We start from the raw sequence: 22,042 nt of genomic DNA, 5'->3' as shown, positions 1-22,042 counted from the left end.
CGCGATGGATCTGAGCTATAATCCGGAATACGAGAGCTTTCGCGATGAGGTTCGCGGCTTCATCACGGCGAACCGCCATCTGGCTCCGAAGGGCGCAGGACGCGCTTCTCGCCCATCACCGGAAAGCGTGGTCTGGCAGAAGCTGCTGATCCGGCACGGCTATACCGCGCGCACCATCCCGCGCGAATATGGTGGCTTCGGGGCCGATCCCGACATCCTCAAGTCCCGGATCATCGCCGAAGAGTTCGCCCATGCCGGGGTGCCGGGAGGCCTAGCCAATCAGGGCATTTCGATGCTCGTTCCGACCCTGCTCGAACTCGGTACCGAGGAGCAGAAGCGGCGCTGGATCGAACCGACGCTGGCCGGCGATGTGGTTTGGTGCCAGGGTTATTCCGAGCCGGGGGCCGGGTCGGACCTCGCCAGCCTGAAGACCAGCGCCCGGATCGAAAATGGCGAGTTCGTGATCAACGGACAGAAGATCTGGACGAGCACCGCCAAGGAAGCGGATATGATCTTCTGTCTGGTGCGGACCGAAGGCGATGCCGCCAAGCATCGCGGGATCAGCTATCTGATCTTCTCGATGCAGACCCCGGGAATCGAGGTCCGTCCGCTCAAGACGATGACCGGCAACGCCGAATTTAACGAAATCTTTTTCACCGATGTCCGCGTGCCCATAGATCAGATTGTCGGGCAACGCGGGCAAGGCTGGTTCGTGGCCAATGCCACCCTTGGCCACGAACGCGGAATGCTCGGCGATCCTGATGCGCTTGAGAACCGGCTTTTGGCCCTTATCGACCTGATGCGGCAAGAACAGGTCGATGGACATCGGGTGATCGACTTGCCCGCGTTCCGGGACCGACTTGGCTCGCTGCAAGCAGAAGTTGCGGCGATGAAATACAACGGGATGCGGGTCCTCTCGAGCCAGATCAAGGGCGAACCGGGGGGTATGGCCAAGTTGATCGTCAAGCTTCAGGCCTGCGAGCTGGCGCACCAGATTTCGGCGCTGGCGATCGATGCGCTGGGTGAACTCGGCCTGCTCTATCACGGCAGCCCCCACGAACGCGCGCACGGAAGCTGGCAATGGAACTACATGTTCCAGCTCGGCCTGATTATCGGCGGGGGTACTGCCCAGATCCAGAAAAACATCATTTCGGAACGCGGCCTGAACATGCCGCGCGAACCGCGTCTGGCTTCGCAGGGAGAGCGGTAATGGATTTCGGACTTTCCCAGGAACAGCAAATGCTGGCCGAGAGCGTAGCCCGGCTGCTGCGCGAACTGTGCCCTCTGAATCACGTCAGAAATGTCGTCGAAAGCGAAAGCGCGGTTAGTGCACAAGCGGAGGCAGCACTTGCGGAATTGGGGCTGAACGGCCTTGTCGTGCCCGAAGCCTATGGCGGCCTGGGCCTTGGGATGCTGGATGCCGCCGTGGTTGCAACCGCACTTGGCGAAGCGGTGGCCCCTGTCCCCTTCGCTGGCCGCAAGGTCCTGGCCCCGCTCGCGCTGATCGAGGCGGGCTCCGACGCGCAAAAAGCGAATTGGCTCCCGCGCATCGCATCGGGTGGCGTGTGCTTCGGCGTTGGCTTGCAGGGCCTAGTGACGCGCCGCGATGGTTCGGGCGTGTCCTGCGCCGATGGCAGACTGACCGGATTGGCACTGTTCGTTCTTGATTGCGAGGAGGCCGATCACTTCCTTGTCGCCGACGACAACGGACAGCTTTACATCATCCTGGCGCAGTCCGAGGGCGTGGAGCAGATTGCCCTAAGGACCATTGACGCGACCCGCTCGATTTGCGGACTGCGGCTGTCATCGGTTCCAGCCGAAGCCTTGCGCGATGACGGCGGCAAGGCGGCCCAGCGGATCATCGCGGCGGGCCGGATCCTGCTGGCGGCGGACAGCCTCGGCGCGGCAGATGCGATGATCGCCCAGGCTGTGGCCTATGCAGGGCAGCGCGAACAATTCGGACGGGTGATCGGCAGCTTTCAGGCCGTCAAGCACATGTGCGCCGAAATGGCGGCGCGCAACGAGCCATGCCGGTCGCTGGTATGGTATGCTGCCCATGCCTTCGATGCGGTACCGGAAGAGGCGCCCCTGATGGCGTGCCACGCCAAGTCTCACCTCGGCGAGACCGGGCGGATCATCGCCCGCACCGCAACCGAAGTACATGGCGGCATGGGCTTCACCGACCTGCTGGGGCTGCATTACTGGTTCAAGCGGATCGGTTTCGACCGGCAGATCCTGGGAGGGCCCGAGACTGTCAGGGAAGAGGCGGCACTTCTGCAAGGCTGGATTGCAAGAGCAGCGTGACTGTTCGCGAGAGGAGAGTTCGAATGGCGCAATGGAATCTGGGCGACATTCTCGATGCGATCGAGTCGGTTCTGCCCGCGACTGCCCCAGCCCTGATCCACGGCACACGCATGATTACTTGGGCGCAAATGGGCGCCCGATCGAACAACATTGCCCGAGCCCTTGCTGCTCAAGGACTTGCACCGGGGACCAAGGTGGCGTTTTACATGCGCAACCGGCCAGAATACGGCGAACTGATGGCCGCCTGTTTCAAGGGTCGTTTCACTCATGTGAACATCAACTATCGCTATCGCCCGGATGAGGTGTTCTACATTTTCGACGATTCCGACAGCGAAGTCGTTTTCTACAGCTCCGAATTCCGCGATTGCATTGTCGAACTCAAAGACCGGCTGCAAAAGGTGCGGTTGTTCGTCGAAATCGGCGAGGAAGCGGCGAAAGCTCCGTTTGCGATTGCCTATGAACAGCTTGCCCAAACGGGCGACGGCTTGCCGCTGGGAATCGAACGGTCGCCGCATGACGAGCTGTTCATCTACACCGGCGGAACGACCGGCATGCCCAAGGGCGTAATCTGGCGCCACACCGATATGCGCGAGGCCCAACTCGATGCGCAACGTCTGCTCGGTCCGACGCCGGACAGTATTGAGGCGGCGCTCGCTCTGATCCGCGCCGACGGGCCTGGACGGATGACCTTGCCTGCCTGTCCCTTGATGCACGGAACTGGCTTCATCACCGCGATCGGGACTCTTGCTTCTGGCGGGTGTATCGTAACGCTGGACAATGCTTCGCTGGACGCGGACGAATTGTGGCAAGCGGTTGAGCGGAACAAGGTGCAGTCGATTGCGATCGTCGGCGATGCCTTCGCCAAACCAATGCTCAAGGCCCTGGACGCCGCACCGGGCAAATTCGATACGTCGAGCCTGATAACCATCGTTTCGTCTGGCGTGATGTGGAGCAAAGAGGTCAAACAGGGCCTGATCCGCCACATTCCGCAAGTGGCCCTGATGGACAGCTTCGGAGCCTCCGAGGGACTCGGTTTTGGTCGTTCGGTGACGACCGCTGCCGGCAGCACGGAAACCGCAAAGTTCACCATCGGCGGAATGTGCGATGTGTTCGATGAAAAGGACCAACCCGTCCCACCCGGCAGCGGCGTGCCGGGCTTCATCGCCCTCAAGGGACCGATCCCGCTGGCCTACTACAAGGATCCCGAGAAATCTGCGCGGACGTTCAAGACCATCAATGGGGTTCGTTATTCGATTCCGGGCGACTGGTGCACGGTCGAAAAAGATGGCAGCCTGACCTTGCTAGGCCGGGGCAGCGTGTGCATCAATACGGCGGGCGAAAAGGTCTTTCCCGAAGAAGTGGAGGAAGTGCTCAAGACCCATCCGGCGATCGAGGATGCTCTGGTTGTCGGCGTACCCGATGACAAGTGGGGTCAGGCGGTCACCGCCGTGGTTCATCTCCGCGCAGGAGCAACGCTGGATGAGCAGGCGCTCAAGGATCATGTCCGGGGCAAGCTGGCCGGCTACAAGACCCCAAAGGCGGTTTTCGCAACCGATAGCGCGCTGCGCGCGCCCAATGGCAAGGCCGACTATAAGGGCGCGGCCGAACTTGCAGTCGCATTGAGCAACGCCCGATGAGTGACAAGAACGCAGAACTCGATGCACTCATCATCGGTGCCGGTTTCAGCGGAATCTATCTGCTGCACCGCCTGCGTCAGGCCGGGTTCCGCGTGAAACTGATTGATGCTGCGGAGCAGCCCGGCGGCATCTGGTACTGGAACTGCTATCCCGGTGCCCGAGTCGATTCCCACGTCCCGATCTATGAATTTTCGCTGCCCGAGCTTTGGCAGGGTTGGACGTGGAGCGAGCGATTTCCGTCTGGCGCCGAATTGCGCGCCTATTTTCAGTACGTCTGCGACAAGCTCGACCTGTGGCCTGACATGACCATGGGAACCCGCGTGTCGGGCGCGCGGTTCGATGCTGAAAGCAATCAATGGCATGTCGAAACCGCAAACGGAGAGGAACTGCGCACGCGCTTCCTGTTCCCCTGCGCCGGTTTTGCCGCCAAATCCTATACCCCTGACATTGCGGGCAAAGAGACCTTCGAGGGCGAACAGCATCACACCGCGCACTGGCCCCAAGGTGGTCTTTCCTTTGCCGGAAAACGGGTTGCAATCATTGGCACTGGCGCGAGCGGCGTTCAGGTCGCACAGGAAGCGGCACGCGAGGCCGCCCAGCTGACCCTGTTCCAGCGCACGCCGATCCTTGCCCTGCCGATGCAGCAGCAATGCCTGACAACTGAGCAACAGGTGCAGGAAAAACCCGGCTATCCCGCCATCTTCGATGCACGACGCCACACGAGCGGCGGGTTTGATGCCAATCGTCTGGACGCAAACACGCTCGATGTTGACGCAGCCGAGCGCGAAGCGAGCTATGAGCGTTTGTGGCGAGCCGGTGGCCTTCGGTTCTGGTTCAACAATTTCGCCGACCTGCTGACCGACGAACGGGCCAATCGCTTCGCATATGATTTCTGGCGCGACAAGGTCCGCGCGAGGATCACCGATCCATCGTTGCACGAGGTTCTGGCACCCACCGAACCACCGCACCCCTTCGGCACCAAGCGCCCGTCGCTCGAACAGAATTATTATGAAATTTTCGCGCAGGACAATGTCTCCCTGGTCGATCTCAAGCAGGATCCGATCACGCGCATCGCCCCTGAGGGCATTCAAACCGCGGCCGGATTGGTCGCATGCGATATCATCGTCTTTGCCACCGGGTTCGATGCGGGCAGCGGCGGACTAATCGACATGGACATTCGCGGCCTGCAGGGCCTCAGTCTTGGAGAGGCCTGGACCGATGGTGTCCGTGCCTATCTTGGCAACTCGGTCTGCGGGTTCCCGAACATGATCTTTCATTATGGCCCGTTGAGCCCATCCGGCTTTTCGAATGGCCCGACCTCGGCCGAGCAGCAGGGTGACTGGACAACCGGATTTCTTGTTTATCTGAGAGAAAATGGGTTTTCGCGCTTTGAGCCGGATGCGGAGGCGGAACGCGAATGGACCGGAATGGTCGAACAAATCGGCGCTATGACTCTCTTCCCCAAGGCCAAGTCCTGGTACATGGGCGATAACGTTCCGGGCAAGAAGCGCCAGCTCATCAACTTTCCGAGCGTCGCCGCCTATTCCCAGATCTGCGACGAGGTTGCCGCGAACGGCTATCGCGGATTTGTTTTTACCCCTTGATGATTTCGATTGGAAGAATTCTTGCCCACTGATGCGATCAACGGCCTTGGCGATATCGACCCGACCTGGGCGGGCGATCAGAACAGTTTGCCGAAGTGGTTTGTCGATGCCTTGGCGGTTCCGCGCGAGGAAGGATTTGTCGAGGTTGATGGCATCTCCATACACTATTTCCGGTGGGGTCAACGCGGGAAACCTCCGGTACTGATGACCCACGGCTTTCTTGCCCACGCACGCTGCTTCGCTTTCATCGCGCCATTTCTGGCCGAAGATTTCGACGTTGTTGCCTACGATCTTTCCGCGATGGGCGACAGCGGCGTGCGCGCGAACTGCGATATGACAGCGCGCGGTGGCGAGATGATCGGGGTGGCACGAGCGCTTGGCTTGCTCGACAATGGGCGCAAGCCGTTCATCGTCGCTCACAGTTTCGGGGCCAGCGTCGCGCTGGAGGCGCTCGATCAAGCGCCAGGGCTTTTCGCCGGAGCAGCCATCTGCGACATGATGACCTTGCGTCCAGCGATGCTCGAGGCATTCTGGGCGGGCGGTCACACCAGCCCCGGCTCTGGCGATCCCGACAAGCCGCTCCGTATCTACCCCGATTTCGCTGCGGCCCGCGACCGCTTCAGGCTTTCGCCCCCCCAGCGAGTCGGGCAACCCTTCTTAATGGACTATATGGCCTATCATTCGTTGCGCCGGGTGGAGCAAGGCTGGACCTGGAAGTTCTCACCCGACGTTTTCAAGCGCGACAATGCGCGGGCCGACTGGCTAAGCATTGGCCCAAAACTGATCAATGCCCCAGGGCGAAAAGCGATCATTCACGGGGAGGATAGTCTGCTCTTCACCCGTGATTCCCGAGATTTTGTGCAAGAGCTGGGCGGCGCGGATATCCCGATCATCGCCGTACCCGGCGCGCGGCATCACCTTATGCTTGATGAACCACTCGCTTTCGTGGCGGCAATCCGGTCGGTGCTGGAAATGTGGACCTGTACGTCGAGCCGGAGGAGAGAATGCTAGCCAACGATTTCAACAACGGATCCATAGCCGGCATCCTCAGGAATCACCAGAACCCGTCGGCCATCGCGTTCCTCAAGGCGAGGAAGTACAGGAACCAGCGGCCGTTCTTCTGCGCGCCGCATGCAATCCGCTGAATCGCACGCTTCGGCCAGCAATTGCACATTCATCCGGGTCGGGAAAATAACAGTGCGTTCTCCGCTCTCAGCTAGACGTAAGACCTCTTTCGGCGCGATCCATTCTGCATCGACAGTTTCGTGTCCATCGCAGGCTGCGAGCTGGTTTGCGGGGGCGTGAGCAACATAGAAAAAAGTGTCGAACCGCTTGGGCATGATTGGCGGAGTGATCCAACGGGCAAAAATGCCAAGCGAATCAAGCTGCAGCTGCACATCCAAGTCACGCACCACCTCGATGAATTCAAGCTCTCCTCGATCGACCTTCGCGCGAACATCCGGGTCGCAAACCATTTCGAAGAGTGTCCCATTGCGATGGTGCGCCAGCAGAATCCCGGCCTCTTCGAACACTTCGCGGATCGCGGCGATGCGCAGCTTTCGCTGAACCTCGTCGAACAGCTCCCAGCCGCTGGCATGGTCTGCCCAGGCAGGGTCGGCATCCCCCTGGTGCAGCTTGCCGCCCGGAAAAACCAGCGCGCCCGAAGCGAAATCGATCTGCTGGTGCCGCTTGACCATAAGCACCTGAAACTCAGGGGTATCGCGGAGCAGGAGGATCGTGGCAGCCGGGCGGGGTTCGGACGCACTTGAGTCGTTCTGCATCATTTTCTCCAATTGACATAAGTCTGAGATTGTCGTGCGTTACTTCGATTAGAGGGCGCACATGCTAACCGACATAGGCGCCACGTCCGCTCGCAAGCAGCCTGCCATCAGCGTCCTCGATCCGAGTTTCCGCGACGCTAATCTGCTTTCCCAGTTTCACCACACGCCCAATCGCGCGCAGCGGACCCGATGTCGCCGGACGGTGGAAATCAACCCGCATATCGGCGGTTGCCCGCGCCGATCCGCCCAGCGCGTTGATCGCATACAGGCCGGTCAGGTCGATCAGCGCCGAAAGGATGCCGCCATGCGCCGACCCGATTACCGGATTGGAGACGATCTCATCCCGCCACGGCATTTCGAGGATAAGTTCCTTGTCGGTGAGTTCAGCGATATCCAGCCCGAGCCAGCGATGGAACGGTGCAATCTGCAACATGGCGCGGAGTTGTTCGATATCCATTCCTGCTGCCTGCTCGCTCATGCCGCAATCCCATTCCCATGAGCGCGTCTCAGAAAATCGAGGATCGCATCGCCAAAGGCGTCATTCCGATCGCCGACCACCAAATGCGTTGCATCGGCTATGTCGCCATATTCAGCGTGGCGTACTAACTCGCGGCCGTTCACAACCACTTCAGGCGAAACGAGGTCGTGCGATCCTCCGCAGATTAAATGGGCCAGCGTCGCCGAGAGGCGCTTCCACGCCCGCTTGGTTTGACCACCGCCATGAGCGAGCAAAAGAGGCATACCGCACTCGGCCCCTTCGATCAGCGCGGCAATGGCGTGATCGGAGTGTCCAAAATGGGTAACGGGTAAACTCGACATGCGCTTATCATAAAGTAAGATCGATTACAGTAAAGTCTGTTCACTTGCGTCAATTGCGTATAGGATGCGCGCAATGCCTCACCAGTTCGACCCGCTCAGTTATGTGACCGATGCCGACGAGCTAGTGTTCCTCGTCGAGGAAGTGCCGCGCAAGCTCCGCCGCTTGTTCGACGCCTCGACCGCCAGGTTCGGTCTGACCCGCACCCAATGGCGCGCGCTTGCCTACATCTTTCGAACGCCGGGTCTTACCCAGACCGAGCTTGCGAAGTGTCTCGAACTGGAACGCGCTAGCGTAGGCCATGTCATCGACCAGCTCGAAAGGGCGGAGTATGTCGAGCGCCGCGCCGTTGAAGGCAATCGCCGGGTGTGGACGCTGCACCTGCTGCCCAAGGCAGTGAGCATACTCCCTTCGTTGCGCGAAGAGGCGGACGCCATTTACGAACGATTGCTCGCAGGCTTTTCAATAGAAGAGATTGCAACCGTGCGGCTTCTGCTAAGCACAATGACCGCAAATCTGGATCCCTAGTCTTAATTGGTAAGGACATCTCGCTGTAGCATCGCGGCCTCAACACGAACCGTCTGCCTTCTGCCGATTCGCGCGCAAACGTCGCTCGGTGTGACGCAAATATCCGCCGCTTGTGCGCAGATTTCCCAACTTAACACCGCGTCGGCTCCGATCACCTCACAGAAACTCGGCCTGAAGGCACCCGGTGCTTGCGTCCGTTGTCTTCTCTGCTCTTCCGTATCCGTTTCTATCCTTCCGCAAGTTATTCTATCCGCTCTTGCGATGGCCATACCAGAGACGGCGAATTTTGTTGCGCTTGATGCCTTCTGGCGAAATTCTTGGGTCAGGGGGCACCAGTAACTGCCAACGAATGGAAGCAAGTCCCATGTCCAACTCTGACAAGATCATCCGCCTGAAGACCGTCCTCGCTCGAACCGGGCTGTCCCGATCCACCATGTATCGCAAGATCGCCGAGGGAACTTTCCCGTCCCAAGTGAAGATCAGCGTGCACGGCGCGGGCTGGCGGGAATCCGCCGTCAATTGCTGGATCGATGATCCGGCCTCATATCGGAATGAGGGTGCGACACAGTGAAACCGCCGCCCCCGGTCGAGCCGATCTGCGTTAAGGTCAATGACGCAGCCCGCATGATCGGCGTCGGTCGCACCAAGCTCTACGAACTGATTGCGTCGGGCGAGATCGAGGCCATCAAGCTTGGCAAGTCGACCCGCATCATGACTGTCAGTCTGCACGAACTGGTCATGCGGCAGCGCGAGCCTGAATAGGCTCGGCTGCCCCCGGTTTCGCTACCGGGGTGCAATTGCCCAGATAATCCGCCCATTGCTTCATCAAGCTGCGGCGCTTCGCGAAGAAATCGGTTCGGCGGTAGGCGGCTTCGACCTTGTTGGGCAGCTTGTGGGCGAGGGCCTTGTCAGCAACCTCCTTGGGGCAGTCGGTGCATTCGGCGGCCCAGTCCGTGAAAGTGGACCGGAAACCGTGTACGGTGATGCTGGCAAAGCCATCGTCGCGCAGCAGCTTGGTCATGGTCATGTCGCTGATCGGCTTCTTGCCATCATTGGAAAAGACCAAGCCAATTTCACTGGTTCGCTCATTCCAGCGTTTGCGCAGCAGTACCACAACCGGCACCGAAAGCGGCACGACGTGGGTTTCGCCAGCCTTCATCCGTTCGGCGGGAATGGTCCATACCGCATTTTCCAGGTCGAACTCGGTCCATACTGCAAGGCGCGTCTCGTTGGACCGCACGGCGTTGTAGATAGTGAAGCGCAGGGCATCGCGTCCGGTCGTTGGGGACGCGGCGGCAAGCTTCCGCATCAGCGCCGGGACATCGGCATAGGGCATGGCCTCCATGTGCCCGCGTTTGTCGTTTTGACGCGGCAGGCCCTTGCGCACCGAACGCAACGAGACCTCTTCCGGCACCCAGCCTTTCACATGCGCGAAATCGAGCACTACGCCGATGCGCTGGAGCAAGCGCCGCGCTGTTTCCGGTATCTCCAGCCATATCGGGGACAGCGCCTCAACGACGCAGGCGCTGTCCACCTTGTCGACCGGCTTCTTGCCGATGCGCGGAAAGAGGTGTCGCTCAAAGCCAGATAGCCAGCGGACATGATGTCCGTCCTTCCAGCCGTCACCCAGGGTTTCATGGCAGGTGCGGGTTGCAGCTTCGAAGGTCGGAATGACTTTGCGCGCCTTTCGCCGCTCGGCGACAGGATCGAAGCCTTCACGAACCCGGCGGCGCAATTCGGCTGCCGCTGTTCTGGCATCTGCCAGCGAAACATCATGCGCCGATCCCAGTCCATAGTCGCGGCGGTGGCCTTTCAACTGCATACGCAGCACCCAGGTGCGCGCGCCGCTGGGCTTCACGACCAGGCACAAGCCCCTGCCATCGACATGGCGACCGGGCTTCGCATTCTTCACTTTCAATACTGTCAGCGCCATCAGGTTCGAGTCCCTGTCAGGGATTCATACCGCCAAAATCAGGGGTATTTGGTCCCACAATCGTTCCCACATTTCAGCGGGAATTCAGGCGATTCAGGGCGACCGACCGCGAACACGTTACAAGATAAATCGCTGATTTTACAGAGTAGTTGGAGACGCTCTGAAATTGCCTGAGACGAAAGTTATAGCGCCTCCTCCGCTACCATTACCCGAAATAGCAAACGGCGTAAGTCGCGGCCTTATGCCCTAGGCTTTGTCCGGCCGCGCGCCGCGGGTGATCAGCCGCATGGCGGCGTGGCGCAATGCGTCAAAGCCGGGCGATGTGTCCAGCTTCCCCGCCATGCGCAACACGATAAGGCCGTGGATTGTTGCCCAATAGGCATGGGCGATCATGTCCGGATCGCCCTCCAGCAAACCCGCGTCGGCCATTTCGCGAACATAGGTGATCAGCGTCAAATGCGACCGCCGCTCGGCAGCGCGCAGTTCTTCAGACTTTTCACCTTCTTCCTGCTCGTAAGCGAACATGACCTGATAGGCTGCGGGTTCGCTCATGGCGAAATCGATATAGGCATCGCCAATGGCACGCGACCGCTCCCACAGATCGTCGGTGCTGTCATGCGCAGCCTCGATGCGGTCGGAAAAGCGATTATGCGCCGCCACCCGCAACGCATCGAGCAGGTCTGCCTTGCTGGCGAAATAGCGATAGAGCGAGGCGGCGGTCCAACCGAGCTCGGTAGCGATCGAGCGTAGCGACAGCGCGGCAATGCCATGTGCCGCAATCTGGTGTTCGGCAACCTCGCGAATGCGCTCCCGCACATCATGAACCTGTTCGTCTGTCAGCAGCACGGCCATGGCTCTTGCCATAGTAAACACTGTTCGTTATGCAAGTGCTAAACAGTGTTTAGCATGAGGAGAGCGGAGCATGTCGGAAGGGTATAAGACGATCACGGTCGAAAAGCGCGGGCAGGTGGATTGGCTCACGCTCAACCGGCCAGAGGCACTGAACTCGATCTCGGTCGATATGGTCGGCGAACTCAACGACTATTTCGGCAAGCTCTATCATGACCGGACGGTCCGCGTCGTAGTCATGCGCGGCGCGGGCAAGGCCTATTGCGCCGGACTTGATATCAAGGAACATGGCGGGCGCGATCCGGGCGCGATTCCCTTTGGTGGCGGCTTCGGTTTTCAGGGCTGGCTCGCCGATGTCTATATCAAGATGCGCCGCTGCCCGCAGCCGATCGTCTCGCTGGTGCATGGCCCGGCCTGTGGCGGCGGCTTTGCCTTTGCGCTCGCCTCCGACATCCGCATTGCCGGCGAAAGCGCGCGCATGAATGCCGCCTTCATCCGCATCGGGCTGTCTTCCTGCGACATGGGGGTCAGCTATTTCCTGCCGCGCTTGGTCGGTGCGTCGATCGCATCCGAACTGATGCTGACCGGGCGTTTCATCCAGGCGCAGCGCGCATTGGCTGTTGGCTTGGTCGCAGAAGTTGTTCCGGACGACCAGCTCGAAGCTGCCGCCCAGCCTTGGGTTGATGACCTGCTCAACGCCTCACCCATGGGGCTGCGAATGACCAAGGAAGGCCTCAACATGGCGATTGATGCCGGCAGCCTTGAGGCTGCGATGGCCGTCGAAAATCGCAACCAGTTGATGACCGCCGGCAGCAAGAATTTCGCCGAAGGGATGCGCGCCTTCATCGAGAAGCGCAAACCCGAATACGCCCCCGAATAAGCCATTCAGCAGGATCAAACCATGAGCCACGCACGCTACCCCCATGTCTTTTCGCCGCTGAAAATCGGCAACACCACGATCAAGAACCGCATCCTGATGGGTTCGATGCATACGGGTCTTGAAGACCTGCCCGATGCCGGGCCGCGCCTTGCCGCTTACTTTGTCGAGCGCGTAAAGGGCGGGGTCGGCATGATCATTACCGGCGGCATTGGCCCGCACGACACCGCCGGGATGGGCGCAAAGCTGATAACGCCGGAGGATGTGGCGCTGCATAAGCAGGTTACCGAAGCAGTCCATGCCGAAGACCCAGACGTGAAGATCTGCATGCAAATCCTCCATACCGGTCCGCTCGCGGGAACGCCCGATTGCGTCGCGCCTTCAGCGGTCAAATCGCGCATCGGTCGTTTTGCGCCGCGCGAACTGGATGAGGCAGGGATCGAGGAGCAGATTGCCGCTTTCGCCCGTTGTGCGGCGCTCGCCAAGGAAGCGGGTTATGACGGGGTCGAGGTTATCGGCTCCGCCGGTTACCTTATTTCGACCTTTCTTGTCGAAAAGACCAACCAGCGCACTGACCAATGGGGTGGTAGCTGGGAAAACCGGATGCGTTTCCCGGTCGAGGTGATGCGTCGCACGCGTGCTGCGGTCGGCCCCGATTTCGTGCTTATCTTCCGCATTTCCGCGATGGACATGCTGCAAGGCGGGCTCGCCTGGGATGAGGTGGTGAGCCTTGCCAAAGCGCTGGAGGCCGAAGGGGTCGATGTCATCAGCACGCATTTCTGCTGGCATGAGAGCTTTGTGCCCACCATTGCCACCATGGTGCCGCGTGCGGCTTTTGCGCAGGTGACGGGGCGGTTGCGCAAGGAACTGTCTATTCCGCTGATCACCTCGAACCGGATCAACATGCCCGATGTGGCCGAAGAAGTGCTGGCGCGCGGCGATGCCGATATCGTCTCGATGGCGCGCCCGATGCTGGCTGACCCTGACCTTGTCAACAAAGCCAAGGAGGGGCGGGAGGATGAGATCAATACCTGCATCGGCTGCAACCAGGCGTGCCTTGATCACACTTTTACCGGCCAGCTGACAAGCTGTCTGGTCAATGCCCGCGCCTGCCGCGAGGTCGAACTGGATTATCCGCCAGTCACAGCGGCAAAGCGGATTGCGGTGGTCGGTGCAGGGCCTGCCGGTCTCGCTTTTGCGACCCTCGCTGCCGAACGCGGGCACAAGGTGACCTTGTTCGACGCAGCAGACGAGATAGGCGGCCAGTTCAACCTCGCCAAGCGCATTCCCGGCAAGGAGGAGTTTTGCGAAACGCTGCGTTATTTCGGCAGGCGGATCGAAACCACCGGGGTGGAATTGAAGCTTGGCAAGCGCGTTGGGCTTGAGGAACTCGAAGGCTTTGACGAAGTGGTCGTTGCCACCGGGATCGAGCCGCGCAGGCCATCCATCCCCGGCATCGCTCACCCGAAGGCTGTGCGCTATATCGATGTCATTCAGGGCAAGGCGCAAGTCGGCAAAAAGGTTGCAATTATGGGTGCCGGCGGCATCGGCTTCGACGTCGCCGAACTGATTACGCACGAAGGCACGTCCGCTGCACTCGATATCGATATATTCGCCCGCGAATGGGGCATCGATTTCAAGAATCACCCGCGCGGCGGCGTGACTGGCGTTGAACCCGTGGTCGCGCGTAATGACCGGCAGGTGACGCTCCTTCAGCGCAAGACCAGTGCTGTCGGCAAAAACCTTGGCCGCACGACCGGCTGGACGCACCGCATCACCTTGCAACGGCGCGGGGTGGAGATGATAGCCGGGGTCGAATATCTGTCGATCGACGATGACGGGCTGCACACGCTGGTCAACGGCGAACCGCGCACCTTTGATGTCGATACCGTCATCATCTGCGCAGGGCAGGAACCGGCGCGCGGTCTTTTCGATGCGCTTGAAGCAGGGGGCGTGAAGGCGCATCTGATAGGCGGCGCCTATGAGGCGTCGGAACTGGATGCAAAGCGGGCGATCAAGCAGGCTTCGGAACTGGCAGCGATCGTCTGACCGCTGCTGGCAGGGCTTGGCGGGGCTTGGCTTTGCTGGCATGAACCTCTCGCGCCCAAACGGCGCGTCTTGGGAGGGACATGCAATTACCTGAAAGATTGAAGCCGCTGCTGCGCGAGCCGTTGGTGCATTTCCTGCTGTCAGGTCTTGCAGTGTTCCTGTTTTCCGCCTGGCGGGGGGAGGAGGTCGATCCTGCTAGCAGAACAATCGTGATCGATGAGGAACAGGTCTCGCGGCTAGTCGCCAGTTGGCAGCAGACTTGGCAACGCCCGCCAACACAGGCCGAAATTGATGGTCTGATCCGCGATCATATCAAGGGCGAAATCTATTATCGCGAGGCGAAGCGGCTTGGTTTGGACGAAGACGACACCGTCATCCGCCGTCGTCTGCGCGCCAAGATGGAATATCTCGCTGCCGCGCAGGTCGAGAATGCGACGCCAGACGATGCCACCTTGCAGAAATGGCTCGACCGCAATCCGGCGCGCTACACCGCATATGCCACCTATAGTTTTGACCAGATCTATCTCGGGCAAGATCAGGGCGCGGCGGAACGCGTCAAAGCCGCGCTGGCAGCGGGGGGGGATTGGCGAAAATTGGGAGCAACGATTTCACTTCCCCGTTCGCTCGAAAATGCGCCGCAGAGTGACGTGGCACGTGATTTTGGCGAAGGCTTCGCGGAGGCACTTGCCAGCGTAAAAGCTGGGCAATGGGCAGGGCCAATCCAGTCAGGCTTCGGCGCGCATATCGTTCGCATTCGTGCAGTGCAGACCCCGCAAAAGCCCAAGCTTGCCGATGTCCGGCAGGCAGTCGAGAATGATTGGCGGGCGACGACCACCAAGGCCCGCGAGGCGGCTGCCTATCAGGCGCTGCTCGACGGCTACACGATCAAGATCGCCCAGCCGTGATCCGCGTCTTGTTGTTACTTGTCGGGCTGTTGCTGTCGGCACCGTTGCAGGCCGATGAGCTGCGCCCCGGCTATCTCGAATTCACTGAGAAGACACCGGGTGCGTGGACACTGGTGTGGAAGGCGCCGATGCGCGGCGGTCTGACGCCGCAGACCCAGCCGCTGCTTCCCACGGGCTGCAAAGTTACGGGAGAACCAAGCCGCGAAATTTCCGGCATCTCGCTGGTCACAACTTCTGCGGTTGCCTGCCGGAGCGATGTCTCGGGCAAGTCCATCGGCCTCTCGAATTTCGAAGCGTCACAAACCGATGTGCTCGTGCGCGTCCAGCCATTGGGCCGGCCGGTGCAGGCGTTGCGCCTGACACCCGCCGAGCCAAATGCGGAGATCAAGGCGAAACCTGATCGTTGGCAGGTCGCGCGCACCTATTTCGTAACAGGCGTCGAACATATCCTGTTCGGATATGATCATTTGCTGTTCGTTGTGTCGCTCGTCCTTCTGCTCAGTGGGTTCTGGACGATTGCCAAAGCGGTGACAGCCTTCACCGTGGCGCATTCGATCACCTTGATCGGTACGACATTGGGCTTTCTCGGCCTGCCGCAACGTCCGGTGGAAAGTGTGATTGCGCTGTCGATCCTGTTCCTTGCGGTCGAGATTGTGAAGAAGCGACCCGATCAGCCGCGCCTTTCGGAACGGATTCCCTGGGTGGTCGCTTTCGGGTTCGGCCTGCTGCACGGCTTCGGTTTTGCAGGCGCCCTGAATGAAATCGGTCTGCCCGAAAGCGATGTGCCGACCGCCTTACTGACCTTCAATCTGGGTGTTGAAGCGGGGCAGCTGGTGATTGTCGCGCTGTCGCTCGCGCTGCTCGAACTGCTTCGCCGCTTTGCTGCGGCCCTCATGCATCCGGCATTGCAGATTGCCGCTTATGGCATAGGCACGATTTCGGCCTTCTGGTTCATCGAACGCACCTTCGCTTAGGCTTTTTGAAGCTCATTCGTTTAGGCAGCACCGTAGTGCTGAGCCTGTCGAAGCACGCCGAGAGGTTTGTGCTGTTGCTGATGGGCGCCCTTCGACAGGCTCAGGGCTGCGGTGTTGAGAAAGAATTCTAAGCTACCAACGCCGCTTCTATCTGCTCCCGTAGCCACACCTTGGAATCCGCATCGGCAAAGCTGTGCGATGCGCTGTCCAAAGTCTGCACGTCGATATCGCCTCGACCACGCACGTCATCGAAGTCGCTGCCCTTCCACGCCGCCATGAAGGCCATCGCTGTGTTGTCACGGCTGGCGAGCAATATCGTCAGCGGCGCGTCACTGGTTGAAAGCGCGCTAGCTATTCGTCGGGCCAGACCGGTCGGCGCCTCTTTCTGCGCTGCACGTGCAAGACCGCCCGCCAGTTTCCTTAGGTCGATCTTGCCGGAGAGCAGGTCAATCAGGCTGCGCGGATTTTTGAGCCTCGCCCAATAGCGGGCGCGGATTGTGGCCGCTGAAAGTGGCGCGGATGCATCCGCTTCGGGGCCCGCCTCAATCACCCATGGATTGGCGAGTACGAGGTGATCGATAGGCAATCCCGCATGGAAGAGGGCGAGCGAACTTGCGGCATCGCAATTGCCAAAGGCAACGATCCGCTGGATATGCGGCGCTTGCGCCCGGAACGCAACGACTGCAGCTGCAATATCCGCCGCGCTGCTTTCGAAGCCGCGATTTTCGCCTTCGCTCTCGCCAACGCCGCGCCGGTCATAGCGAAACACCGGATAGCCCAAAGCGGCGACATGCGCGGCCAGTGCCGCTTGTCCGGCATGCGCACCGCTGCGGATTTCATTGCCGCCGCTGACGATCAGCAGACCGGTGGTCTTGTCACCCTCATCGAGCGTTGCGGCACACCACGCACTTTCGCAGTCAAAGCCCATCAGCCGCCGCATGAGGCGCTCCATTTATCGAGGTCGGCGGCGATTGCGGCGGACATGGCGGGATCATCCTGCGGCTCGGCGCGGAGCCACAACGTGGAGCCGGCGATGTCCTGCCCCAAGGCGCGTAGTCTCAGTTGCGCGACTTCGGCAGGCTCGGTGCTTGCAAGTTCCTCCACCATCGCGGGGCCCAGCATATTGCCCGCGAGCTCGATGGGCCCGGTCTTCGCAGCCTCCATCAACCCCGCTTCGCTGGTCGTTTTATCCGCTTCCTTGTCGCCGGCAATGCGGGTGCGGATCATCGTCTTCAGCAGGCTGGAACCCTTGGCAGGGGTCAGTCGCCAGTGCGGCAGATTCGGCGCGCCATCGTCAACCAGTGCACCACCGCGCAAGGAAGCGATGTGTGTTGCACCCAGTTGCGCAGCGGCAGTGCTAACCGCCTCGCGCCATGTTGAAAGGTTTTGGTTTTCAAGCGCTGCTAGGCTCTCGTTGCAGCCCGGAAGATCGAGCAGAAAACTGCCCGTGCGGCGCTCTGCCAGCCCGCGCATCGCCTGCACCAGCATCCTTCGGCACCGGTTCATTTCGTCGAACAGCGGGGGAATTATCAGTATTTGCCGCGATGCTTCCGCGCCAAAACACAAGACATGCTCGTCATGCCCAGCAAAATGGTAGGTCCGATATTCGGGGCGCAGGCTCACTCCCCGACCTTGGCCTTTGCAAAAGTGACCAGGCTACCAAAACTTTCGAACAGATCCCCATCGATATCATCATCATCGATCATGATGTCGAGCCGGTCTTCCATTTCAGTGAGAAGCCCCGCCACTGCCATCGAATCGAGCTCGGGCAGTGCGCCGAACAGCGGTGTATCGTCGGTCATCGCGGCAACGGTGGCAGGCGCAACGCCGAGGACATCGACAAGCAGTTCGCGGATCGTGGTTTCAACGCTGTCAGGAACGAAAGGCATCTCTTCTCTCTTCTTGGTCAGTTAGAGGCGCGATAGGCGCGCCATTTGCGGATGGCAATGTGCGGCCAGTTGGCGGGATGGTTCGGCCAGAACATCTCGAGCCGGTAACGGTCGCGCACATCCTCCATCCATTCGGCCTTATAGGCATCGTTGCCGGTGCCGAAATCAATAAGGTCGACGCGATCCACGTCGATGACATGCTGGAACAAGGCTGCCGATAACAGTGTCCCGGGTGAAGCCTGCATATGCCGCTCGTCATGCGCGAGCTTGTGAATGAGCGCCGCCCCGTTTTCGACCGTCCAGAATTGCGCCGCGACCGGCTGTCCGTCGATATAGGCAAGGCCCAGCCGTAGCGCCCCGGCGACGCTTTCGCGCTCGGCAATCTGGCGCAGAAATTCGGGGCTGCCTTCTTCGGGCTTCCAGCTGCGCGCATAAACCCGCTCATAATCGCGCCAGCTTTCCGGTTCATATTCGCTGTCGATGCGGATGGTCACCACTCCTGTCTTGCCCTTGCGCTTGACAGTGTTTTTGAGGCGGCTGGGGCGGGTCTCCCAATAGGCATCGAAGCTGCGGCCTTTGACCTCGAGTATGTGGTTCTGATCGCAAATCTCCCGGAAAACCGACCAGCCCGCCGTTCTGAACGCGGCTTCAAGTGCGCTCGCGCTGCCTTCCTCATCGGGTACAGGCGACAAGGTAAGCCGACGGGCATGCGATTTGGCCTGCTTGGCAAGCAGCCTTAGCAAGGCCATCCGTTCGACTTCGCTCTCGGCATTCGCAAAAATGGGCCGCCAGGTGAAATTATACCAGTTGGCCAGCGCGACCAGATGGCCGCTTTCTGCCTGCATCAGCGGCAGCCAGCCTTGCGCGTCGCCGCCACAGGCTTGCAGCAAGGCTGGGGTCTTGTCGCGCAACGCGATGCGGTGCAGGCTTTCGAGCCAGTCGAGCCGATCAAACAGGCAGGGCTGCGCTTCGCGGTCAAGCGCACCGGCGGCGGCAGCTTGCGCAGTCAGGAAATTATCGTGATATTCACACTTAACTGCCAATTATCGCCCCCGATTAACCCTTTACCCAGTGACTTTTGACCCAATGACTGACGATTTGCCAGCCTTTCCGCTCGATCACCTCGCGCTTCGCGGGGCAGTCGATGCACCTGCGCTACGCTTCAAGGACAAGGTCTATAGTTATCAGGAGTTAAATCATCGTATCGGTCGGCTGGCCGCGACATTGGCCGCACATGATTTTACAGCGGGGGACAGGATCGCCACCTGGCTGCCCAAAACCGAACTGGCCTGCCTGATGCCGCTTGCGGCGGTTCGCGCAGGGCTGGTGCATGTGCCGATCAACCCGCTGCTCAAGCCTGCGCAGGTTAAGCATATATTGGGCGATAGCGGGGCGAAGGCATTGCTGACCGCGAAGGCGCGGGCTGGACAATTGGGTGCGGGTGACGTGCCGGACGGTGCACTGCTGCTCGATGAAAGCGAAATCCTCTCCGCAATCGACCAGCCTGGCGACGTCATGCCGCCGCTCCCTGCCGATATCGATACCAACGGGCTTGCTGCGATCCTTTACACCAGCGGATCGACAGGGCGGCCCAAGGGGGTGATGCTCAGCCACGCCAATCTGGCAATTGGTGCTGTCAGTGTGGCGAGTTACCTCAAGCTGGCAGCGGACGATGTGACCCTCGCAGTGCTCCCGCTCAGTTTTGACTATGGCCAGAACCAGCTGCTCTCCACCTGGCAGGCGGGCGGCTGTGTGGTGCCATTGGACTATCTAACGCCGCGTGATGTAATCAAGGCCTGTGCCAAGCACGGTGTCACCACCCTCGCCGCCGTGCCTCCGCTCTGGGTTCAACTGGTCGAGCAGGACTGGCCCATGGAAGCGACCGCGGCGATGCGCCGCCTGACCAACAGCGGCGGCGCGCTGACGCCCTCGCTGGTCAAGGCGCTGCGCGGGATATTCGGCACGACGACGGATATTTACGCGATGTATGGGCTGACCGAGGCTTTCCGCTCAACCTATCTCGATCCGTCGCTGATCGACGCCAATCCGACCAGCATGGGTAAAGCCATTCCCTATGCCGAAATCATGGTCGTCGCAAAGGATGGCAGCGAGGCTGCGCCGGAAGAACATGGCGAACTGGTCCATGCAGGGCCGCTGGTGGCGCAAGGCTATTGGCAAGACGCGGAGCGCACCGCGCTGCGTTATAAGCCCGCGCCAGCCTTCTCCCGCTATGGCGGGATGGCGGTGTGGTCGGGCGATACTGTGTGGCGCGACGCGGATGGCCTGCTCTATTTTGTCGGGCGCGACGATGCAATGATCAAAACCAGCGGCAACCGGGTCTCGCCCACCGAGGTGGAGGAAGCCGCCATCGAAAGCGGATTGGTCGCAGAGGCCTGCGCGCTCGGTCGCAAGGATGAGCGGCTGGGCGAAGCGATTGTGCTGTTTGTGCGGGCAAATGGCAAAGCGGAAGAGGCCGCGCTGATGGCGCATATGAAGGCCGCGCTGCCCAATTTCATGCAACCTGCTGATTATGTCTGGCTCGAAGAATTTCCCAAAAATGCCAATGGCAAGCTGGACAGGGACGGGCTGAAGGATAGGTTGGCGGCATGAGCGAAGTGAAAGCCAAGCCAACCGGGCCGATTCCACCCTATTTCGAAACGATCGATGGTGAACTGGCTGTCGGCGGCAGGACAGCCTCTGCGCTCGTTGCGGAGGCAGGGGACACACCGCTGTTCGTCTATTCAACTTCGGCGCTGGAGGCGCGGATCGGCGAACTACGCGCGGCGATGCCGGATCGACTCGGCATCCATTATGCGATGAAGGCCAACCCGTTTGCGCCTTTGCTCGGCTGGATGAAGGGCCGGGTCGACGGGTTTGATGTTGCATCGGGTGGGGAGTTGAAACTCGCGCTCGACGCGGGCGTCGCTGCCGAAAAGATCAGCTTTGCCGGCCCCGGCAAGCGTGACCGTGAGCTGGAGTTTGCGATTGCGAACGGTGTCACGCTCAACTGTGAGTCAGAGGGCGAGGCAGAGCGGGCTTTCGCGATAGGCGAGCGAATGGGCGTCGCGCCCAAAATCGCCGTGCGGGTGAACCCCAGTTTCGACCTCAAAGGCAGCGGCATGAAAATGGGCGGTGGCGCGAAGCCCTTCGGCGTCGATGCCGAACGGGTGCCTGTTTTGGTGCAACGCATCATCGCGGCAGGTGCCGACTGGCGCGGTTTCCATATCTATGCGGGGTCGCAAGCGCTTGATGCAGAGGCGATCATAGCGATGCAGGCGCAAACGCTGGGACTTGCAGCGGAACTGGCGGAGGCGGCGGGTGCTGCACCTCCTATGGTCAATCTCGGCGGCGGTTTTGGCATTCCCTATTTTCCGGGCGATACCGCCTTTGATCTGGACGCCGTCGGCGGCGCATTGGGACAGGCGCTGTCGGCCTTGCCCGCTATCCTGAAAGACACGCATTTCTGCATCGAACTGGGCCGCTATCTGGTCGGCGAAGCGGGGGTCTATCTGTCCCGCGTGATTGACCGCAAGGTCAGCCATGGCGAGACTTTCCTCGTCACCGACGGCGGCTTGCATCACCAATTGGCGGCGTCGGGCAATTTCGGCACCGTCATCCGCCGCAACTATCCGGTAGCGATCGCGTCGCGCTTCGATGCGCCTGCCGACGAGGTGCAATCGGTGGTCGGGTGTCTGTGCACCCCGCTTGACCGGCTGTCTGACAATGCGCTGCTGCCGCACGCTGAGGTCGGCGATCTGATCGCGATATTCTGTGCCGGGGCCTATGGGGCGAGCGCAAGCCCGGCCAATTTCCTCGGCCAGGGGGCTGCGCTGGAGATGCTGGTCTAATTAAAGAACGCATCGTCATCCTGAACTTGTTTCAGGATAACGAACCG

23 protein-coding genes are annotated in these 22,042 nt (G+C 60.5%); 14 read left to right on the top strand and 9 right to left on the bottom strand.

Annotated elements, in window-relative coordinates; translation table 11 throughout:
- The first annotated feature begins 4 nt into the window (after positions 1 to 4).
- From PKC81_RS01480 to PKC81_RS01460, 5 genes are read left to right on the top strand one after another with little or no spacing between them, the layout of a single operon-like run.
- The gene (locus tag PKC81_RS01480; protein WP_298602733.1) at positions 5 to 1,210 is read left to right on the top strand and encodes an acyl-CoA dehydrogenase family protein; all 1,206 of its coding nucleotides are present in this window, start codon (positions 5 to 7) and stop codon (positions 1,208 to 1,210) included.
- The gene (locus PKC81_RS01475; RefSeq protein ID WP_298602730.1) at positions 1,210 to 2,304 is read left to right on the top strand and encodes an acyl-CoA dehydrogenase family protein; all 1,095 of its coding nucleotides are present in this window, start codon (positions 1,210 to 1,212) and stop codon (positions 2,302 to 2,304) included. Before PKC81_RS01480 ends, PKC81_RS01475 begins: the two co-directional genes overlap by 1 nt.
- A 23-nt stretch (positions 2,305 to 2,327) precedes the next feature.
- Positions 2,328 to 3,941 (top strand): acyl-CoA synthetase, encoded by a 1,614-nt coding sequence (locus tag PKC81_RS01470; RefSeq protein WP_324332856.1) that lies wholly within the window; start codon positions 2,328 to 2,330, stop codon positions 3,939 to 3,941.
- Positions 3,938 to 5,545, top strand: a complete 1,608-nt coding sequence (locus PKC81_RS01465; RefSeq protein WP_298602726.1) for an NAD(P)/FAD-dependent oxidoreductase — start codon at positions 3,938 to 3,940, stop codon at positions 5,543 to 5,545. The genes PKC81_RS01470 and PKC81_RS01465 overlap by 4 nt, the downstream gene beginning before the upstream one ends.
- Positions 5,546 to 5,566: 21 nt before the next feature.
- Entirely contained in the window at positions 5,567 to 6,556 is a 990-nt protein-coding gene (locus tag PKC81_RS01460; protein ID WP_324332855.1) for an alpha/beta hydrolase, read from the top strand.
- Here the strand turns inward: PKC81_RS01460 and PKC81_RS01455 are convergent.
- The 3 genes from PKC81_RS01455 to PKC81_RS01445 form a co-directional block, all read right to left on the bottom strand.
- Positions 6,553 to 7,329: an NUDIX domain-containing protein gene (locus PKC81_RS01455; RefSeq protein WP_298602720.1), complete on the bottom strand. Its 777-nt coding sequence runs from the start codon at positions 7,327 to 7,329 to the stop codon at positions 6,553 to 6,555. The genes PKC81_RS01460 and PKC81_RS01455 overlap by 4 nt on opposite strands.
- Positions 7,330 to 7,390: 61 nt before the next feature.
- Positions 7,391 to 7,804 carry a hotdog fold thioesterase gene (locus PKC81_RS01450; protein ID WP_298602717.1) on the bottom strand — a complete coding sequence of 138 codons (414 nt, stop codon included), beginning with the start codon at positions 7,802 to 7,804 and terminating at the stop codon, positions 7,391 to 7,393.
- The gene (locus PKC81_RS01445; protein ID WP_298602712.1) at positions 7,801 to 8,145 is read right to left on the bottom strand and encodes a hypothetical protein; all 345 of its coding nucleotides are present in this window, start codon (positions 8,143 to 8,145) and stop codon (positions 7,801 to 7,803) included. Before PKC81_RS01445 ends, PKC81_RS01450 begins: the two co-directional genes overlap by 4 nt.
- A gap of 64 nt (positions 8,146 to 8,209) precedes the next feature.
- Between PKC81_RS01445 and PKC81_RS01440 the strand changes: the two genes are divergently transcribed.
- From PKC81_RS01440 to PKC81_RS01430, 3 genes are all read left to right on the top strand, one after another.
- A complete protein-coding gene (locus tag PKC81_RS01440; RefSeq protein WP_298602709.1) occupies positions 8,210 to 8,671 on the top strand; it encodes a MarR family transcriptional regulator in 462 nt (153 codons plus the stop codon).
- A gap of 364 nt (positions 8,672 to 9,035) precedes the next feature.
- The gene (locus tag PKC81_RS01435) at positions 9,036 to 9,242 is read left to right on the top strand and encodes an AlpA family transcriptional regulator (protein WP_324332853.1); all 207 of its coding nucleotides are present in this window, start codon (positions 9,036 to 9,038) and stop codon (positions 9,240 to 9,242) included.
- Positions 9,239 to 9,433 carry a helix-turn-helix domain-containing protein gene (locus PKC81_RS01430; RefSeq protein ID WP_324332851.1) on the top strand — a complete coding sequence of 65 codons (195 nt, stop codon included), beginning with the start codon at positions 9,239 to 9,241 and terminating at the stop codon, positions 9,431 to 9,433. Before PKC81_RS01435 ends, PKC81_RS01430 begins: the two co-directional genes overlap by 4 nt.
- Here PKC81_RS01430 and PKC81_RS01425 read toward each other — a convergent pair.
- Together PKC81_RS01425 and PKC81_RS01420 are read right to left on the bottom strand one after the other, a co-directional pair.
- A complete protein-coding gene (locus tag PKC81_RS01425) occupies positions 9,408 to 10,604 on the bottom strand; it encodes an integrase arm-type DNA-binding domain-containing protein (protein WP_324332849.1) in 1,197 nt (398 codons plus the stop codon). The genes PKC81_RS01430 and PKC81_RS01425 overlap by 26 nt on opposite strands.
- Positions 10,605 to 10,850: 246 nt before the next feature.
- On the bottom strand, positions 10,851 to 11,456 hold the full coding sequence (locus PKC81_RS01420) for a TetR/AcrR family transcriptional regulator (RefSeq protein WP_324332848.1): 606 nt from the start codon (positions 11,454 to 11,456) through the stop codon (positions 10,851 to 10,853).
- 70 nt (positions 11,457 to 11,526) lie between these two features.
- Between PKC81_RS01420 and PKC81_RS01415 the strand changes: the two genes are divergently transcribed.
- The 4 genes from PKC81_RS01415 (at position 11,527) to PKC81_RS01400 (ending at position 16,258) form a co-directional block, all read left to right on the top strand.
- Positions 11,527 to 12,333 carry an enoyl-CoA hydratase/isomerase family protein gene (locus PKC81_RS01415; protein WP_324332847.1) on the top strand — a complete coding sequence of 269 codons (807 nt, stop codon included), beginning with the start codon at positions 11,527 to 11,529 and terminating at the stop codon, positions 12,331 to 12,333.
- A 21-nt stretch (positions 12,334 to 12,354) separates the two neighbouring features.
- Complete coding sequence (locus PKC81_RS01410; protein WP_324332846.1) at positions 12,355 to 14,379, top strand: NADPH-dependent 2,4-dienoyl-CoA reductase; 2,025 nt, start codon at positions 12,355 to 12,357, stop codon at positions 14,377 to 14,379.
- Between the two features lie 80 nt (positions 14,380 to 14,459).
- On the top strand, positions 14,460 to 15,284 hold the full coding sequence (locus tag PKC81_RS01405; RefSeq protein WP_324332844.1) for a peptidylprolyl isomerase: 825 nt from the start codon (positions 14,460 to 14,462) through the stop codon (positions 15,282 to 15,284).
- Positions 15,281 to 16,258: a HupE/UreJ family protein gene (locus tag PKC81_RS01400; protein WP_324332842.1), complete on the top strand. Its 978-nt coding sequence runs from the start codon at positions 15,281 to 15,283 to the stop codon at positions 16,256 to 16,258. The genes PKC81_RS01405 and PKC81_RS01400 overlap by 4 nt, the downstream gene beginning before the upstream one ends.
- 127 nt (positions 16,259 to 16,385) lie before the next feature.
- Here the strand turns inward: PKC81_RS01400 and PKC81_RS01395 are convergent, their stop codons facing one another.
- The 4 genes from PKC81_RS01395 to PKC81_RS01380 are packed head-to-tail and all read right to left on the bottom strand — an operon-like array spanning position 16,386 to position 19,190.
- Positions 16,386 to 17,198, bottom strand: coding sequence for a hydrolase 1, exosortase A system-associated (locus tag PKC81_RS01395; RefSeq protein ID WP_324332840.1), 813 nt, complete (start codon positions 17,196 to 17,198; stop codon positions 16,386 to 16,388).
- Entirely contained in the window at positions 17,186 to 17,881 is a 696-nt protein-coding gene (locus PKC81_RS01390; RefSeq protein WP_324332838.1) for a hypothetical protein, read from the bottom strand. Before PKC81_RS01390 ends, PKC81_RS01395 begins: the two co-directional genes overlap by 13 nt.
- A complete protein-coding gene (locus PKC81_RS01385) occupies positions 17,878 to 18,147 on the bottom strand; it encodes a phosphopantetheine-binding protein (RefSeq protein ID WP_324332837.1) in 270 nt (89 codons plus the stop codon). Before PKC81_RS01385 ends, PKC81_RS01390 begins: the two co-directional genes overlap by 4 nt.
- Before the next feature lie 17 nt (positions 18,148 to 18,164).
- On the bottom strand, positions 18,165 to 19,190 hold the full coding sequence (locus PKC81_RS01380; RefSeq protein WP_324332836.1) for a GNAT family N-acetyltransferase: 1,026 nt from the start codon (positions 19,188 to 19,190) through the stop codon (positions 18,165 to 18,167).
- Between the two features lie 43 nt (positions 19,191 to 19,233).
- On the opposite strand from PKC81_RS01380, the gene PKC81_RS01375 reads away from it, so the two are divergent.
- Both PKC81_RS01375 and PKC81_RS01370 read left to right on the top strand, forming a co-directional pair.
- Complete coding sequence (locus tag PKC81_RS01375) at positions 19,234 to 20,757, top strand: acyl-CoA ligase (AMP-forming), exosortase A system-associated (protein ID WP_324332835.1); 1,524 nt, start codon at positions 19,234 to 19,236, stop codon at positions 20,755 to 20,757.
- Entirely contained in the window at positions 20,754 to 21,995 is a 1,242-nt protein-coding gene (locus PKC81_RS01370) for a pyridoxal-dependent decarboxylase, exosortase A system-associated (protein ID WP_324332834.1), read from the top strand. Before PKC81_RS01375 ends, PKC81_RS01370 begins: the two co-directional genes overlap by 4 nt.
- Positions 21,996 to 22,042 lie beyond the last annotated feature (47 nt).

The organism is Sphingorhabdus sp. (assembly GCF_035329025.1).
Classification (GTDB): domain Bacteria; phylum Pseudomonadota; class Alphaproteobacteria; order Sphingomonadales; family Sphingomonadaceae; genus Sphingorhabdus_B.
This window is presented reverse-complemented; position numbering and strand designations above follow the sequence as displayed.

Bases quoted from the DNA above. Each gene is read 5' to 3' on its own strand.
- PKC81_RS01470 (WP_324332856.1), top strand. From the start codon at position 2,328: ATGGCGCAATGGAATCTGGGCGACATTCTCGATGCGATCGAGTCGGTT.
- PKC81_RS01455 (WP_298602720.1), bottom strand. From the start codon at position 7,329: ATGATGCAGAACGACTCAAGTGCGTCCGAACCCCGCCCGGCTGCCACG.
- PKC81_RS01435 (WP_324332853.1), top strand. From the start codon at position 9,036: ATGTCCAACTCTGACAAGATCATCCGCCTGAAGACCGTCCTCGCTCGA.
- PKC81_RS01440 (WP_298602709.1), top strand. From the start codon at position 8,210: ATGCGCGCAATGCCTCACCAGTTCGACCCGCTCAGTTATGTGACCGAT.
- PKC81_RS01445 (WP_298602712.1), bottom strand. From the start codon at position 8,145: ATGTCGAGTTTACCCGTTACCCATTTTGGACACTCCGATCACGCCATT.
- PKC81_RS01385 (WP_324332837.1), bottom strand. From the start codon at position 18,147: ATGCCTTTCGTTCCTGACAGCGTTGAAACCACGATCCGCGAACTGCTT.
- PKC81_RS01475 (WP_298602730.1), top strand. From the start codon at position 1,210: ATGGATTTCGGACTTTCCCAGGAACAGCAAATGCTGGCCGAGAGCGTA.
- PKC81_RS01465 (WP_298602726.1), top strand. From the start codon at position 3,938: ATGAGTGACAAGAACGCAGAACTCGATGCACTCATCATCGGTGCCGGT.
- PKC81_RS01375 (WP_324332835.1), top strand. From the start codon at position 19,234: ATGACTGACGATTTGCCAGCCTTTCCGCTCGATCACCTCGCGCTTCGC.
- PKC81_RS01410 (WP_324332846.1), top strand. From the start codon at position 12,355: ATGAGCCACGCACGCTACCCCCATGTCTTTTCGCCGCTGAAAATCGGC.
- PKC81_RS01425 (WP_324332849.1), bottom strand. From the start codon at position 10,604: ATGGCGCTGACAGTATTGAAAGTGAAGAATGCGAAGCCCGGTCGCCAT.
- PKC81_RS01420 (WP_324332848.1), bottom strand. From the start codon at position 11,456: ATGGCCGTGCTGCTGACAGACGAACAGGTTCATGATGTGCGGGAGCGC.
- PKC81_RS01450 (WP_298602717.1), bottom strand. From the start codon at position 7,804: ATGAGCGAGCAGGCAGCAGGAATGGATATCGAACAACTCCGCGCCATG.
- PKC81_RS01370 (WP_324332834.1), top strand. From the start codon at position 20,754: ATGAGCGAAGTGAAAGCCAAGCCAACCGGGCCGATTCCACCCTATTTC.
- PKC81_RS01415 (WP_324332847.1), top strand. From the start codon at position 11,527: ATGTCGGAAGGGTATAAGACGATCACGGTCGAAAAGCGCGGGCAGGTG.
- PKC81_RS01395 (WP_324332840.1), bottom strand. From the start codon at position 17,198: ATGCGGCGGCTGATGGGCTTTGACTGCGAAAGTGCGTGGTGTGCCGCA.
- PKC81_RS01480 (WP_298602733.1), top strand. From the start codon at position 5: ATGGATCTGAGCTATAATCCGGAATACGAGAGCTTTCGCGATGAGGTT.
- PKC81_RS01405 (WP_324332844.1), top strand. From the start codon at position 14,460: ATGCAATTACCTGAAAGATTGAAGCCGCTGCTGCGCGAGCCGTTGGTG.